Source organism: Bailinhaonella thermotolerans, from assembly GCF_003594875.1.
GTDB classification, from domain to species: domain Bacteria; phylum Actinomycetota; class Actinomycetes; order Streptosporangiales; family Streptosporangiaceae; genus Bailinhaonella; species Bailinhaonella thermotolerans.
Genome location: NZ_QZEY01000002.1, coordinates 640,213 through 654,785 on the forward strand (window position 1 = coordinate 640,213; position 14,573 = coordinate 654,785).

Consider the following 14,573-nt stretch of genomic DNA (forward strand, 5'->3'; position numbering starts at 1 on the left):
GCTCACTCCCGGGTCCAGGCCAGCAGGTCGTCCCGGGAGAGGGTGTTGACGACGCGGCCCGCGGGCACCCCGCAGCGGGCGGCCCGCTCGCAGCCGTGGACCTGCCAGTCGAGCTGGCCCGGGGCGTGGGCGTCGGAGTCGATGGAGAAGAGGCAGCCCATCTCGTGGGCCAGGCGGAGCAGGCGCTTGGGCGGGTCCAGCCGGTCGGGGCGGGAGTTGATCTCGACGGCGACGCCGAACCGGCGGCACGCCTCGAACACCAGCTCGTGCTCGAAGTCGGACTCCGGGCGGATCTCGCCGCGCTTCCCGCCGCTCTTGACCACGCGGCCGGTGCAGTGCCCCAGCACGTCCGTGTGGGGGTTCGCGATCGCGGTGACCATGCGCCGGGTCATGTCCTCACGGCCCATCCGCAGCTTGGAGTGCACGCTCGCGACCACCACGTCGAGCCGTTCCAGCAGCTCGGGCTCCTGGTCGAGCGACCCGTCCTCGCGGATGTCCACCTCGATCCCGGTCAGGATCCGGAACGGCGCCAGCTCGGCGTTCAGCCCCGCGACCACGTCGAGCTGCTCGCGCAGCCGTTCCGGCGACAGGCCGCGGGCGATCTTGAGCCGGGGCGAGTGGTCGGTCAGCGCCAGGTACTCATGCCCCAGCGCGATCGCCGCCTCGGCCATCTCCCGGATCGGCGACCCCCCGTCCGACCAGTCCGAATGCGCGTGCAGGTCGCCCCGCAGCGCCGCCCGCAGCTCCGCCGTGGCCTCGTCCAGCGGCACGCCCTCGGTCGCCTCCAGCCGCCGCAGGTACACCGGCGTCTCCCCGGCCAGCGCCTCCGCCACCACGAGCGCCGTGACCTTCCCGATCCCCGGCAGCTCGGTCAGCGTCCCCTCCCGGGCCCGCCGCGCCACCTCGTCCTCACCCAGCTCGCCGACGGTCCGCGCCGCCCCCCGGAACGCCCGCACCCGGTAGGTGGGCTCCCCCGCCCGCTCCAGCAGGAACGCGATCCTCCGCAACGCCTCAACCGGCTCCATGCCCCCTGTCTACCCCCGCATCCCCGCCTGCCCCCTCCCGCACGGCCCGCGCCCCTCCCCGCACGGCCCGCGCCCCGGTGTTCCGGAGGACCTCGCCCAGATGGCGGGAGTCTCCCCCGGAGGGCCGGCCGTCCCCGCCCCGCCGTGCGGCCTCCGCGCGGCGTTCGCCGTACGGCGGGCGAGCGGGGCGTTCGCCGTACGGCGCGGGGTGCGCGCGGGACGGCGGGCCCCTATGATCACGCGGACAAACCTGGACGAAGGCTAGGGAATTCATGAAGACCAGGCGTATGGCGGGCCGGCTCCTGCTCGCCCTGGGGGTGCTCGCCGCGGGCGCGCTCGTCTCCGCCGACCTGCCGGGGGACGGCGTGAGCGGCGCGCTCCGGCCGTTCTACAGCCAGCGCCTGACCTGGACGGACTGCACGGACGTCTATCCCATGGAACAGGAGGACGTCAATCCGCGCGTCCGGTGCGCGTGGGTGAAGGTCCCCGTGGACTACGGGAACCCCGGCGGCGCGACGGCCGACATCTACGTCCAGCGGTACGCCGCCGGCACCGGGGACCGCCTCGGCTCGCTGTTCCTCAACTTCGGCGGGCCCGGCGTCTCCGGCACGGAGGTCTACCTGGACCGCGACAGCTCCCACGCCCGCCTCGCGAACCGGTACGACCTCGTCTCCTTCGACCCGCGCGGCACGGGGGCGAACAAGACCCCCGAGTGCCCGGGCGGCGAGGAACTGGACCGGTTCGTCAGCGACGACCTCGACGGGGCCGGGTGGGCGCGGCGCACCCGGTCGTTCGCCCAGAAGTGCCGGCTGGACAGCGACCTGGCCCTGCCGTACCTCGGCAGCGTCAACGCGGCCCGGGACCTGGACGTCATCCGGGCCGTGCTCGGCGAGCGGAAGACGAACTACCTCGGATACTCGTACGGCGGGGCCCTCGGGGCGGTCTACGCCTCGCTCTTCCCCCAGCGGGTGGGCCGCATGGTGCTCGACGGCGGATACGATCCGACGATCCCGGTCGCGGAGCAGGCCCGGACGCTGAACGCGGCCGTGAGGCGGGCCTACGCGCAATACATCGACGACTGCGTCAGCCGCTCCTGCCCGCTGGGCGCCACCCCCGCCGCGGTCCGGCGCAACATCGACGGGCTTCTCGCCCGGCTCGAACGCGAACCGCTGGACGTGAAGGGCCGGCGGGTGACGAGGAAGCGGGCGGAGGACGCCATCTTCGCCGCCTTCTACTCCCCGGAGGACCGGTGGCCGCTCAGCCGGGCGCTCGCCGACGCGCGCGCCGGCCGGGGCGAGGGGCTGCTGAAGCTCGCCGACGGCCTCTACGGCTACGTGGACGGGGAGTTCACCACCGAGCTCGCGAGCCGCATCGCGATCACCTGCGCGGACACGACCGCCCGCCCCACGGCGCGGGAGGTGGAGGAGGCGGTGGACCAGGCGGCGCCCCTGGAGTTCTTCCCGATCGAGGCCGACTGCCTGGACTGGCCCGAGCCCGCCACCCCTCCGCTCACCCGCGTCGGCGCGCCCGGGCTGCCGCCGATCCTGGTGGTGGCCACCACCGGGGACCCCGTGACCCCGTGGGCCTGGGGCAAGGACCTCGCCGCCAAGCTGGGGCCGGCCTCCCTCCTGACCTACCAGGGCGAGGGCCACACGGCGTACGGCGCGAACCCCTGCGTGAACCGCGCGGTGGACGGCTTCCTGCTGGAGGGCGGGCTCCCCGCGGCGGCGACCTGCGCGGCCGGCGCGCGCTCCTGACCCCCCGAACCCCGCGCGGCCCCCTCGCGGATCCGGCGGCCCGCCGCCCACGGATCCCGCCGCCCGCCGCCCCGCGCTTCCCGCCGCCCGCCGCCCCGCGGATCCGGCGGCCCGCCGCCCGGTCACGCAGGGTGACGCGTCCTCCCTGGCGGTGGCCGAATCGTGACTGGCCGGGGGTGACCTGCGGGTATAGGCTTCCGCCCAATTCGGGGATCTTTCCGGCATTCCGCACGTTTCTTCGGGCGAGCCTCAGCAGGAGATCCCGATCCGGCGATACCGGCACCGGTGCCCGGCCCGGGCGATCCTCACCGAACAGCTCGACTCACGACACGACGACCTCCGGCCACCCACCCGCCCCCGGCTCCCGGCGTCCCCGGCGGCGGCCGGGCGCGGGACCCGGAGGCGTACCAGGGGGAGGGGACGGGGATGCCGGACGCGAAGGGGACGGGCCGCTCCGCGGCGCAGGAGGGGTCCAAGCGGTCCAAGGCGGTGGCGCTGGGGGCGGTCGGGGCCGTCTCGGTGCTGGTGATCGCGTTCTTCGCGAGCCAGGACGACGACGAGACCACCGCCGACTGCGTGGACGTGGAGACCCGGCTGCCCGACGGCACGTACCAGGTCGTCGACGAGAGGTACTGCGAGGACGACGACGAGGGCGGCGGGAGCTCGGCCGGCGGCGGGGGGCACGGGTCGTACATCTGGTACTACGGCGGGAACCGCGCCGGGGTGCGGGTCGGCGGGGGGACCACGATCCGGCCCGCGGACACGACGATCGTGACGCGCGGCGGGACGACGATCCAGCGCGGCGGCTTCGGCGGCCGCGGGACCGGAGGTGGGTGAGGCATGCGGCGGGAGTTCTCCGATCCCCGGCCGGGGTGGGAGCGGATCGTCGAGGAGCAGGGGCTGGCGTTCCACCGGACGTCCCACCCCGAGCACCTGACCCGTCCGTACTGGGACGAGAGCGTGCACTACGTCTTCGAGATGGACGAGGTGCTCGCGCTGGAGGAGACCGCCGAGGAGCTGCACCGCATGTGCCTGGCGGCGGCCGAGCACATCGTCGCGGAGGGGCGGTACGCCGACCTGGCGATCCCGGACTGGTGCGCCCCGGCGATCGAGGCGTCCTGGCGGCGGCGCGACCCGCACGTGTTCGGCCGGTTCGACCTGCGCTACGACGGGACGGGCCCGGCCAAGATGCTGGAGTACAACGCCGACACCCCGACCAGCCTCGTCGAGACCTCGATCGTGCAGTGGTACTGGCTGCAGGACCGGTACCCCGGCGACGACCAGTGGAACTCCCTGCACGAACGCCTCGTGGACCGGTGGAAGGAGATCACGCCGGACCTGCCCACGGGGCCGGTGCACTTCGCCTGGACCGACATGGACGAGACCGGCGAGGAGGTCATGACGGTCGCCTACCTCCAGGAGACCGCCGCGCAGGCCGGGCTGCGGACCGAGGCGATCACGATGGAGGACGTCGGCTGGGACCCGGTGAACCGCCGCTTCGTGGACCTGTCCGGCCGGATCGTGCGCACGCTCTGCAAGCTCTACCCGTGGGAGTGGGCGGTCGCCGACGAGTTCGGGCCGCAGGCGGTCGCGCAGCAGCCCGCGATGACCTGGATCGAGCCGATGTGGAAGATGCTCCTGTCGAACAAGGCCCTGCTCGCCGTGCTCTGGGAGCTGTACCCCGGCCACCCCAACCTCCTGCCCGCCTACCTCGACGGCCCGCGCGACCTGCGCTCCCACATCCGCAAGCCGCTGCTCGGCCGCGAGGGGGCGAGCATGCGGATCGTCGCCGGCGGCGAGGTCGCCGAGACGGGCGGGTCGTACGGCGCGGAGGGCCACGTCTACCAGGAGTTCGCCGCGCTGCCGGAGTTCGGCGGGCAGCGGCCGGTGCTCGGCGTGTGGATCGTCCACGACGAGGCGGCGGGCCTGGGCATCCGCGAGACGACCGGCCTGATCACCGACGACACCTCCTCGTTCGTCCCGCACCGCATCGCCCTGTAGACCCTCCGACCGGCGGCGGGCCCGCGAGCCGGGCGGGCCCGGAGCCGCGGACGCGCAGCGTCCGAACCACCCCTGATCCCCCCTGATCCCCCCTGATCCCTCTGATCCCCCTGATCCCCTCTGATCCCTCTGATCCCCTCTGATCCCTCTGATCCCCTCTGATTCCCTCTGATCCCTCTGATCCCTCTGATCCCCCCTGTGACTGGAGACCCCGAATGACCGAAGCGCTCGGTGAAGCCCTGGGCCGAGGCGCCCTCGCGATCATCGCCTACGCCGTGCTCGGCCTGATCCTGCTCATCGCCGGCTTCTACGCCCTCGACCTGGCCACGCCGGGCCGCCTGAGCCGGATCATCCGCACCGATCGCAACCCCAACGCCACGCTGGTCGCCGCCTCCGGCGTCGCCGCCGTCGGCCTGATCGTGACCGCCTCCATCTGGGCCTCCGGCGGCGCCCTGCTGGAGGGGCTGCTGTCCACCCTGATCTTCGGCCTGACCGGCATCGTCGCCCAGACGCTCGGCTCGCTCGCCTTCGACCGCGTCATCGGCCTGGACGTCCGCGCCCTGATCAGCGAACCCCGCCTGCACCCGGCCGCCGTCCTCATGGCCGTCACCCACCTGGCCATCGGCCTGATCATGGCCGTCTCCGTCATCTGACCCCGCCTCCCGTACGGCTCCCGCACGCGCGCCCGCCCGGGCGTACGGCGGGAGCCCGCGCGCGCCCGCCCGGGACACGGCCCACGGGCGTGTCCGCCGCCGCGACGGCTCCGGCACACGCGGTGAGCGGGCGGGAGCCGTACCTCGGCCCATGCGTGGAGAGCCAAGATCCAGGCACGCGCGGCCAAGGCCGAATCCGGTTCGCCGTGGTCACCTGGAGGTCGATCGACGGCACAGGAACGGAGGAGGAATGAGACGAGTCGTCACCAGGCTGGCCGACCGGATGCTGGCCGTGTTCGCCCCGCGCGCGGAGGTGTCCGCCGCCTGCCAGTACTGCGGGGTGGGCGAGTACAAGAACTGCGTCCGCGTCCGCGACTGCAGCACCGGCGTGTGCAAGTGGGTCACCTACTGCGACCTCTGCGGCACGTGCTGAGGTCCCGCCCCACCGGCCGCGGCCCCGGCCCGCGCTGACGGCCGCGGCGGAATCCCGGCGGGCCTGGCGGGTCCGGCGGGTCCGGCGGCGGCGACGGAACCGAGGTGAGGGATGACGCTCCAGGTGCTCCAGGTCCTCCCGGCCGCCCTGGTGGTCGCGGCCGTCCCGGCGGTCGCGGCCCTGGCATGGCTCCGCGCACGCGTGGTCGTGGCCACCGTCCACGGGATGAGCATGGAACCGGCCCTGTCCGACGGGGACCTGATCCTCGTGCGGCGCGTGCCCTTCTCACGGGTCCGGCGGGACGACGTCGTCGTGGTGGAGCAGGACGTCCCCCGCGCCGCGCGGGACGAGGAGTCCCGCCCGCCGGCCCCCGGGGCCAGGGCGTACGTCGTCAAGCGCGTCGCCGCCCTCCCCGGCGACACCGTGCCCGCGGACTTCCCGGGCGCGGGCCCCGTCCGGCCCGGCGAGATCGTCCCCGCGGGGAGGCTGCTGCTCCTCGCCGACAACCCCGCCACCAGGGCGGACTCCCGCGGGCACGGCTACTACCTCGCCGGGGACGTCACCGGCGTGATGGTCCGCCGGATCGCCGCCGGCGCGGCCCGGCGCCGCTGACCCCGCCGGCCCCCTCCCCTCCCCTCCCTCTTCCCGCGCCCCGCCGAGGGGGCGGTACGGCTCCCGCCCGCGTGGCGGGAGCCGTACCGGCGCGGAGCCGCGGGAAGATCCACGGGGACGGGCACCGAGTGCGACCTGGCAGGCTAGAGGCGTGACAACGCGCGAGGACACCGCGCGGCGGCTGGAGCGGGCCACGGGCGCGCTCGGCACGGCCGCGATGGCGAGGATGGAAGAGCGGCTGCCCTGGTTCCGCAAGATGTCGGCGGAGGACCGGTCCTGGATCGGGCTGGTGGCGCAGGCGGGCATGGCGGCCTTCGTGGACTGGTTCCACCACCCCGAGCGGGGGGCGGCGCCCAGCATCGAGATCTTCGGCACCGCGCCCCGCGAGCTGACCCGCAGCGTCTCGCTCCAGCAGACCGTGGAATTCACCCGCGTGGTGGTCGAGGTCGTCGAGGAGCGGGTGGAGGAGCTGGCCGCGCCGGGCGGGGCCGAGGAGCTCCGGCACGCCATAGCGCTCTACAGCCGCGACGTGGCGTTCGCGGCGGCGCGGGTCTACGCCGAGGTGGCCGAGGCCCGGGGCGCGTGGGACGCCCGGCTGGAGGCCCTGATCGTGGACGCGCTGGTGCGCGGCGAGGTGGACGACGGGCTGCACTCGTGGGCGGCGGCGCTGGGCTGGACGTCGAGCCCGGTCGTGGTGATCGCCGGGCACACGCCGGACGAGGACCCCAAGACGGTGATCGACGGCATCCGCGACCTGGGCCGCCGGGTCGGGCTGGACATGCTGGCCGGGATCCAGGCGGGCCGCCTCGTGGTGATCATCGGCGGGGCGGAGGACAGCGTCGCCGCCTCCCGGCACGTGGTCTCCCGGTTCGGGCCGGGCCCGGTCGTGCTCGGCCCCGAGGTGACCGAGCTGCACGCCGCCACCCGCTCGGCCGCCGCCGCGATCGCGGGCCTGCGCGCGGCCCCGGCCTGGCCGGACGCCCCCCGCCCGGTGCTGGCCGAGGACCTGCTGGCCGAGCGGGCGCTGGACGGCGACGCCGAGGCTCGGGCGCAGCTCGTGGAGCAGGTGTACCTCCCGCTGGCCGGAACGCCGCTGCTGGAGACCCTGGCCACCTACCTGGAGCAGGGCACCTCCCTGGAGGCGACGGCGCGGCTGCTGTTCGTCCACCCCAACACCGTCCGCTACCGGCTGCGCAAGGTCACCGAGCTGACCGGTTACCAGCCCGCCGACGGCCGTTCGGCGCTGACCTTGCAAGTCGGGATCATCCTCGGCAGGCTGAGCGAGGCGGCCTCGCCGGGGTGAGCCGAGCCGCCGCGCGCCCGTGAGCGCACGATCACGGACGGCGAGCGGTGACGCGCGCGGAACCCTAGCGCATCGGACCGAAACACGCGCGCAACCGGACCTGTGGGACTTCTACAAAATCGGGCCGACAAACTTCGTTGGGATCGCCATCGTTGTGGCGAAGTCCTACAGGGCATGGTGGACCTTGTGCTCGTCATCCTCGCTCCGGGCCAAGGCGCCCAGACCCCAGGCTTCCTCACTCCCTGGCTCGACGTTCCCGGCGTACGGGAGCGCCTGACCGAGTGGTCGGAGGTGGCCGGGCTCGACCTCGTCAGGTACGGCACGACCGCGGACGCCGACGAGATCCGTGACACGGCGGTGGCGCAGCCGCTGCTGGTCGCGGCCGGGCTGGTCGCCGCCGACGCGTTGTTCGGCCACGTCGAGGACACGCCGTTGGTGGTGTCGGGCGCGGCCGGGCACAGCGTGGGCGAGCTCACCGCCGCGGCCCTGGCCGGCGTGCTGACCCCCGAGGAGGCGCTGCGGCTCGTGCGCGAGCGCGGCTCGGCCATGGCCAAGGCCGCCTCCGTCACCGAGACCGGCATGACCGCGATCCTCGGCGGCGCCGAGGCGGACGTGCTCGCCGCGCTCGACCGGCACGGCCTGACGCCCGCGAACATGAACGGCGCGGGCCAGATCGTGGCCGGCGGGACCACCGAGCAGCTCGCCGCCTTCGCCGCCGACCCGCCCCCCCGCGCCCGCCTGCGCCCGCTGTCGGTCGCGGGGGCGTTCCACACCTCCCACATGGCCCCCGCCGTGGACCACCTGCGCGAGGCCGCCGCGGGCGTGCGCCCGTCGGACCCGCGCACCCGCCTGCTGTCGAACTACGACGGCGCGGTGGTCGAGAGCGGGCAGGAGTTCCTGGAGCGCCTGATCGCCCAGGTGAGCAACCCGGTGCGCTGGGACGCCTGCATGGCCACGATGTCGGAGCTGGGCGTCACCGCCGTCATCGAGCTGCCCCCGGCGGGCACGCTCGTGGGCCTGGCCAAGCGCGCCCTGCCCGGCGTCGAGACGCTCGCCGTCAAGACCCCCGCCGACCTGGCCGCCGCGCGCGCCCTGGTCGCCGCGCACCACACCGCCGTGCCCGAGCCGGAGTGGCGGCTGCTGGTCGCCCCGATGGGCGGCACGTTCGTGCGGCCCGAGGCGGCCGAGAACCTCGCCGAGGGCGAGGCGGCCGGGGCCATCCGCGTGCGCCGGGACGACAACCCGGTCACCGTGCCCTTCGCCGCCCGCGTCATCGAGTGGCTCGCCGAGGACGGCGACCCGGTGAGCCCCGGCCAGCCCCTCGTCCGTCTGGAGGTCGCGAAGTGATCAGCTCTCCCCCCGGCTCCCCGGGCGCACGCGTCCTGGCCTTCGGCGGCTACCAGCCGAGCCGGGTCGTCACCAACGACGACCTCGCCAAGACCATGGACACCAACGACGAGTGGATCCGGTCCCGGGTGGGCATCGCCTCGCGCCGCATCGCCGAGGCCGACGAGTCCCCCGTGGACATGGCCGTCCACGCCGGCGGGAAGGCGCTGGCCGCCAGCGGCCTGGCCGCCGCCGACATCGACCTGGTGATCGTGGCCACCTGCTCCATGGAGACCGCGATCCCCAACGCCGCCGGCCGCGTCGCGCACCGGCTCGGCATCCAGGCCCCCGGGGCGTACGACGTCAACGCCGCCTGCGCGGGCTTCTGCTACGCGCTCTCGGCCGCCAGCGACGCGATCCGCGCCGGGTCGGCCCGGCACGTGCTCGTCGTGGGCACCGAGAAGATGTCCCAGTGGGTGGACCCGGGCGACCGCTCCACCGCCGTGATCTTCGCGGACGGCGCGGGCGCCGCCGTCGTGGGCCCCTCCGAGACCCCGGGCATCGGCCCGGTGGCCTGGGGCAGCGCGGGCGACAAGGCCGACGTGATCAGCGTCGCCGACCGCCGCTCGCACCTGTTCCAGGAGGGCCAGGCGGTCTTCCGCTGGGCCACCACCTCGCTCCACCCGGTCGCCAGGGCGGCCTGCGAGCGCGCGGGCGTGGACCCCGCCTCCCTGGCGGCGTTCGTGCCGCACCAGGCCAACCTGCGCATCGTCGAGGCGATCGCGCGGCGGCTCGGCGCGGACGGCGCCGTGATCGCCAGGGACATCGTCGACGCGGGCAACACCTCGGCCGCGTCGATCCCGCTGGCGCTCTCCCGCATGATCGAGCGCGGCGAGGTGCGGTCCGGCGGCCTGGCGCTGCTGCTGGGCTTCGGCGCCGGCCTGACCTACGCCGGGCAGGTCATCGAGCTTCCCTGACCCGTACGGACGACGTCGTCCGCACACCGCAAGACCGCCGGAGGGCCTCCGCGAGGAGCGCTCCGGCGGAGAACACCAACCGAAGTACCGCTAAGGAGCGAACGAGTAATGACCATGACCGAGCAGGACATCCTCGCCGGCCTCGGCAAGATCGTGAACGAGATCACCGGCATCCCCGCGGGCGAGGTGACCCCGGAGAAGAGCTTCGTCGACGACCTCGACATCGACTCGCTCTCCATGGTCGAGATCGCCGTCGCGGCGCAGGACGAGTTCGGCGTCGAGATCCCCGACGACCAGCTCAAGAACCTCAAGACCGTCAAGGACGTCATCGGCTACATCCAGGGCTGACCTGGGCGAGGAGATAACCATCATGAGCACGGACCGGGTACGCGTCGTCGTCACCGGAGTCGGGGCGACCACGCCCGTGGGTGGAGACGCTGAGTCGACCTGGTCGGCGCTGCTCGCGGGGCGTTCCGGCGTGCGGGCGCTGACCGAGGAGTGGGTCGACGCGCTGCCGGTGAAGTTCGCCGGCGTGGCCGCGGTGGACCCCGCCGGGGTGCTGCCCCGGCCGGAGGCCCGGCGCCTGGACAGGAGCGAGCAGTTCGCGCTGATCGCCGCCCGCGAGGCGTGGCAGAACGCCGGCGCCCCGACGGTGGACCCCGAGCGCCTCGGGGTCTCCGTGTCGAGCGGCATCGGCGGGATCAACACGACCCTGTCGGCCTACGACACCTTCAAGGAGAAGGGCTGGCAGCGGCTCTCGCCGTTCACCGTTCCGATGCTCATGCCCAACGGCCCCGCGGCGTGGGTGGGCCTTGACCTCGGCGCCATGGCCGGCGTTCACGGCACCGTGAGCGCGTGTGCCTCCGGCGCCGAGGCGATCGGGTACGCCATCGACATGATCCGCACCGGCCGCGCCGACGTCGTCGTGGCCGGCGGCACGGAGGCGGCGATCCACCCGCTCAACCTGGCCTCCTTCGCCGCGGCGCGGGCCATGTCCATGCGCAACGACGAGCCGGAGAAGGCGTCGCGGCCGTTCGACCGGTCCCGCGACGGCTTCGTGCTCGGCGAGGGCGCTGGAGTCCTCGTGCTGGAGTCGCTGGAACACGCGACCGCGCGCGGGGCGGACATCCTGGCCGAGGCGCTGGGCGTGGGCTACTCCGCCGACTCGTACCACATCACCGGGCCGGAGCCGGACGGCCGCGGCGTCATCTTGGCGCTCACCCGCCTGCTGGAGCACTCCCAGCTCGATCCGGCCGAGATCGCGCACGTCAACGCGCACGCCACCTCGACCCCCGCGGGCGACGTGATCGAGACCCGGGCCATCGCCAAGGCGCTCGGCAGCCGCCCGATCGTCACCTCGACCAAGTCCATGACCGGCCACCTGCTGGGCGGCGCGGGCGGGATCGAGTCCGTGGCGACCGTCCTGGCCTTGCGCGATCGCGTGTCTCCGCCGACGATCAACCTCGACGACCTCGACGACGGCATCGAGGTGCCCATCGCCGCCAACGCGGCGCGGGAGCTGCCCGCCACGGGCCGGATCGCCGCGGTCAACAACTCGTTCGGGTTCGGCGGCCACAACGTCGCCGTCGCCTTCGCCACGGTCTGAGTTCGAAGGAGCTGGTAGTGACCGTTCTCGACAACATCTCGGCGCCCGCCGGGCCGGAGGAGGCGCCGCGCGATCCGCGGGACCCCCTGGGCCGCCTGGAGACCTTCTTCGACAGCGGGTCCGTGCGGCTGATCACCCCCGAGGACCGCAGCGGCGTGCTGGCCGCCATGGGCCGGGTCGAGGGCCTGCCCGTCGTGGCCTTCGCCAGCGACCCCCGCGTGCAGGGCGGCGCGATGGGCGCCGAGGGCTGCGACCACATCGTGGCCGCCTACGACGCCGCCGTGCGCGAGCGCGTGCCGGTCGTCGGCCTGTGGCACTCGGGCGGGGCGCGGCTCGCCGAGGGCGCGGAGAGCCTGCACAGCGTGGGCCGCGTCTTCGCCGCCATGACCCACGCCTCCGGCGTCGTGCCGCAGATCTCCGTCGTCCTCGGCCCCGCGGCCGGCGGCGCGGCGTACGGCCCGGCGCTGACCGACATCGTGATCCTGTCCGAGCAGGGCCGCATCTTCGTCACCGGGCCCGACGTGGTCCGCAGCGTCACCGGCGAGGACGTGGACATGGCCCGCCTGGGCGGCCCCGAGCCGCACAGCCGGCGCAGCGGCGTGGTCCACGTGGTCACGCCGACCGACGCCGAGGCCTATCTCACCGCCCGCCGGCTGACCCTCCTGCTCGGCCACCAGGGCCGGATGCGCCAGGCCGAGATCGACGACATCGACTTCTCCGAGCTGCTGCCGGAGTCGGCCCGCCGCGCCTACGACGTGCACCCGCTCATCGGCGGGCTGCTCGACGAGGAGGGCGTGGAGCTGCACCCGCGCTGGGCGCCGAACATCGTCACGACGCTGGGCCGCTTCGGCGGGCGCACCATCGGCGTGATCGCCAACAACCCGATGCGGCTCGGCGGTTGCCTCGACGCCACCTCGGCCGAGAAGGCCGCGCGGTTCGTGCGCATGTGCGACGCGTTCGGCGTGCCGCTCGTGGTCCTGGTGGACGTGCCGGGGTACCTCCCCGGCGTCGGCCAGGAGTGGGACGGCGTCGTGCGCCGCGGCGCCAAGCTGCTGCACGCGTTCGCCGAGGCCACCGTGCCCCGGGTCACGCTCGTCACCCGCAAGGCGTACGGCGGCGCGTACATCGCCATGAACTCCCGCTCGCTCGGCGCGACCCGCGTGTTCGCGTGGCCGACCGCCGAGATCGGGGTCACCGGCGCCGTCGCCGCGGTGCGCGTGCTGCACCGGCGCAGGCTCGCCGAGTGCGCCACCGACGAGGAGCGCGCGGCGCTGGAGACCGAGCTCGCGGCCGAGCACGAGCGGGTGTCGGGCGGCATCGCCAAGGCCGTCGAGATGGGCGTGGTGGACGAGGTGGTGGAGCCGGCCAAGACGCGCGGCGCGATCGCCCGGGCCATCGCCCAGCACCCCCCGACCCGCGGCGCCCACGGGAACATCCCCCTGTAGCCCCGCGCGAGAGCACGCGAACGGCGCCCCGTCCCGGTGGACGGGGCGCCGTTCGCGTGCCCGGCCCTCCCCGCCGCGGCCCCGCCCCGGGCGCACGCGCCGGCCGTACCGCGCCGGGCCGACCCGGGCGACCCCTCCCGGGGCCCGGCAGACCCGGGCGAGCCGTACCGCGGCCGGGCCGATCCGGGCGAGCCGTTCCCGGGCATAACGAAGGGCGCCCCGTCCTCGCGGACGGGGCGCCGTCTCGTCGTCTCAGGTCACGGGCCGCCCGGGCGCCGCCGGAGGGGGCGCGGGGGGCCGGGGTGGCGTCAGACGGCGGCGTGGAGCCAGCGGACCGGTGCGCCCTCCCCGGCGTACCGGAACGGTTCCAGCTCCTCGTCCCAGGCCCGGCCGAGCAACCGGTCGAGCTCCTCCTCCAGGATCGCGCGGCCCTGGGCGGCGCGCAGCATCGCCTCCCGCACCCGGTCCTCGGAGATCATGATGTCCCCGTTGGCCCCCACCGTGGCGGAGAACACGCCGAGCTCCGGGGTGTAGGCGTGGCGGACGCCGTCGTACCCCGGGGTCGCGTCCTCCGTCACCTCGAAACGCAGCCGCTGGCAGCCCACGAGTGCCGACGTGAGGGCACCCCCCGTGCCCGGCCGGCCCTCCCATTCCGCCTGCGCGCGCAGGCAGCCGGGCGCGGCCGGCTGCGGAGTCCACGCCAGGTTCACAGGCACGCCGAGGACACCCGCGACCGCCCACTCGATGTGCGGGCACAGCGCAGGCTGAGCGGAGTGGACGAACAGGACGCCACGTGCAGTCACCGAACCTCCCGAGATCTACGAGGTGCGCCTTCCCCAACGTCCTCGCGAACCGGGTGATCAATGAGTAACCGCAGGCGTTATTGTGCCGCATCGATCTTCACGGCACCACCCCGGGGCCGACCCATGTACAGCCTGTCACCGCAGATCACGTTGCGCACATAAACTTGACGGGTGCACGCTTTCAGCCGGACCTTCCTGCTCAGCGCCCTGATCGCGCTCCCCGCCTGCGGCTCGCAGACCGCGGCGCCGGCCCCCCGCGTCACCCCGTCGGCTCCGCCGGGCGACGTCACGATCACCCGCTGCGGCGTCGCGTCCGACCTCCGCACGGGCGAGGCCGAGGGCACGATCGTCAACCACGGGACCGAGCCCGCGGACTACATCGTCCGGGTCGAGTTCCTCGACGCCTCCGGCAAGGCGGTGGACGAGGGCCAGAACTCCACCGAGGACCTCGCGCCGGGGCGGCGGGTCAGGTTCACCGCCTCCGGGGTGCGGGCGGCCCCCTCGGGCGTGCGCTGCCGCGTCGCCGACGTGGGACGTTTCCCCCGTTCGGCGACCGATTGACTTTCCGTTTGACTTTCCGGCCGACTTTTCAAAGAGTCAGCACGGGGCGCTCCTGAAGTGTCACTCTAGGT

Annotated in this window: 14 protein-coding genes and 1 pseudogene; 13 read left to right on the forward strand and 2 right to left on the reverse strand. The window is 74.4% G+C overall.

Annotated elements, in window-relative coordinates:
- Window positions 1-2 precede the first annotated feature (2 nt).
- Window positions 3-1,025, reverse strand: coding sequence for a PHP domain-containing protein (locus tag D5H75_RS08020; RefSeq protein WP_119925675.1), 1,023 nt, complete (start codon window positions 1,023-1,025; stop codon window positions 3-5).
- 272 nt (window positions 1,026-1,297) lie between these two features.
- Here D5H75_RS08020 and D5H75_RS08025 point away from each other — a divergent pair, with 272 nt between their 5' ends.
- The 12 genes and pseudogenes from D5H75_RS08025 (at window position 1,298) to D5H75_RS08080 (ending at window position 13,138) form a co-directional block, all read left to right on the forward strand.
- A complete protein-coding gene (locus tag D5H75_RS08025; RefSeq protein ID WP_147425086.1) occupies window positions 1,298-2,782 on the forward strand; it encodes an alpha/beta hydrolase in 1,485 nt (494 codons plus the stop codon).
- A 426-nt stretch (window positions 2,783-3,208) separates the two neighbouring features.
- Entirely contained in the window at window positions 3,209-3,619 is a 411-nt protein-coding gene (locus D5H75_RS08030; protein ID WP_119925677.1) for a hypothetical protein, read from the forward strand.
- A gap of 3 nt (window positions 3,620-3,622) precedes the next feature.
- Window positions 3,623-4,783 carry a glutathionylspermidine synthase family protein gene (locus tag D5H75_RS08035; RefSeq protein WP_119925678.1) on the forward strand — a complete coding sequence of 387 codons (1,161 nt, stop codon included), beginning with the start codon at window positions 3,623-3,625 and terminating at the stop codon, window positions 4,781-4,783.
- Window positions 4,784-4,998: 215 nt separating this feature from the next.
- Complete coding sequence (locus D5H75_RS08040; protein WP_119925679.1) at window positions 4,999-5,436, forward strand: DUF350 domain-containing protein; 438 nt, start codon at window positions 4,999-5,001, stop codon at window positions 5,434-5,436.
- A 250-nt stretch (window positions 5,437-5,686) separates the two neighbouring features.
- Entirely contained in the window at window positions 5,687-5,869 is a 183-nt protein-coding gene (locus tag D5H75_RS08045; protein ID WP_119925680.1) for a hypothetical protein, read from the forward strand.
- Window positions 5,870-5,980: 111 nt separating this feature from the next.
- The gene (locus tag D5H75_RS08050; protein WP_119925681.1) at window positions 5,981-6,481 is read left to right on the forward strand and encodes a S26 family signal peptidase; all 501 of its coding nucleotides are present in this window, start codon (window positions 5,981-5,983) and stop codon (window positions 6,479-6,481) included.
- A 217-nt stretch (window positions 6,482-6,698) separates the two neighbouring features.
- Window positions 6,699-7,784 (forward strand): PucR family transcriptional regulator, encoded by a 1,086-nt coding sequence (locus D5H75_RS08055; protein WP_119925964.1) that lies wholly within the window; start codon window positions 6,699-6,701, stop codon window positions 7,782-7,784.
- Window positions 7,785-7,970: 186 nt separating this feature from the next.
- Window positions 7,971-8,891 (forward strand): annotated as a pseudogene (locus D5H75_RS08060) (ACP S-malonyltransferase); the annotation flags it as partial.
- 239 nt (window positions 8,892-9,130) lie between these two features.
- The gene (locus tag D5H75_RS08065) at window positions 9,131-10,087 is read left to right on the forward strand and encodes a beta-ketoacyl-ACP synthase III (RefSeq protein ID WP_422673506.1); all 957 of its coding nucleotides are present in this window, start codon (window positions 9,131-9,133) and stop codon (window positions 10,085-10,087) included.
- A gap of 108 nt (window positions 10,088-10,195) precedes the next feature.
- Window positions 10,196-10,435 (forward strand): acyl carrier protein, encoded by a 240-nt coding sequence (locus D5H75_RS08070; RefSeq protein ID WP_119925683.1) that lies wholly within the window; start codon window positions 10,196-10,198, stop codon window positions 10,433-10,435.
- Window positions 10,436-10,457: 22 nt separating this feature from the next.
- On the forward strand, window positions 10,458-11,693 hold the full coding sequence (locus tag D5H75_RS08075; protein ID WP_119925684.1) for a beta-ketoacyl-[acyl-carrier-protein] synthase family protein: 1,236 nt from the start codon (window positions 10,458-10,460) through the stop codon (window positions 11,691-11,693).
- Between the two features lie 17 nt (window positions 11,694-11,710).
- Window positions 11,711-13,138 carry an acyl-CoA carboxylase subunit beta gene (locus tag D5H75_RS08080; protein WP_119925685.1) on the forward strand — a complete coding sequence of 476 codons (1,428 nt, stop codon included), beginning with the start codon at window positions 11,711-11,713 and terminating at the stop codon, window positions 13,136-13,138.
- 308 nt (window positions 13,139-13,446) lie between these two features.
- Here the strand turns inward: D5H75_RS08080 and D5H75_RS08085 are convergent, their stop codons facing one another.
- Window positions 13,447-13,941: a DUF3145 domain-containing protein gene (locus D5H75_RS08085; protein ID WP_202637927.1), complete on the reverse strand. Its 495-nt coding sequence runs from the start codon at window positions 13,939-13,941 to the stop codon at window positions 13,447-13,449.
- 171 nt (window positions 13,942-14,112) lie between these two features.
- Here D5H75_RS08085 and D5H75_RS08090 point away from each other — a divergent pair, with 171 nt between their 5' ends.
- Window positions 14,113-14,502, forward strand: coding sequence for an FxLYD domain-containing protein (locus D5H75_RS08090; protein WP_119925686.1), 390 nt, complete (start codon window positions 14,113-14,115; stop codon window positions 14,500-14,502).
- Window positions 14,503-14,573: the final 71 nt, after the last annotated feature.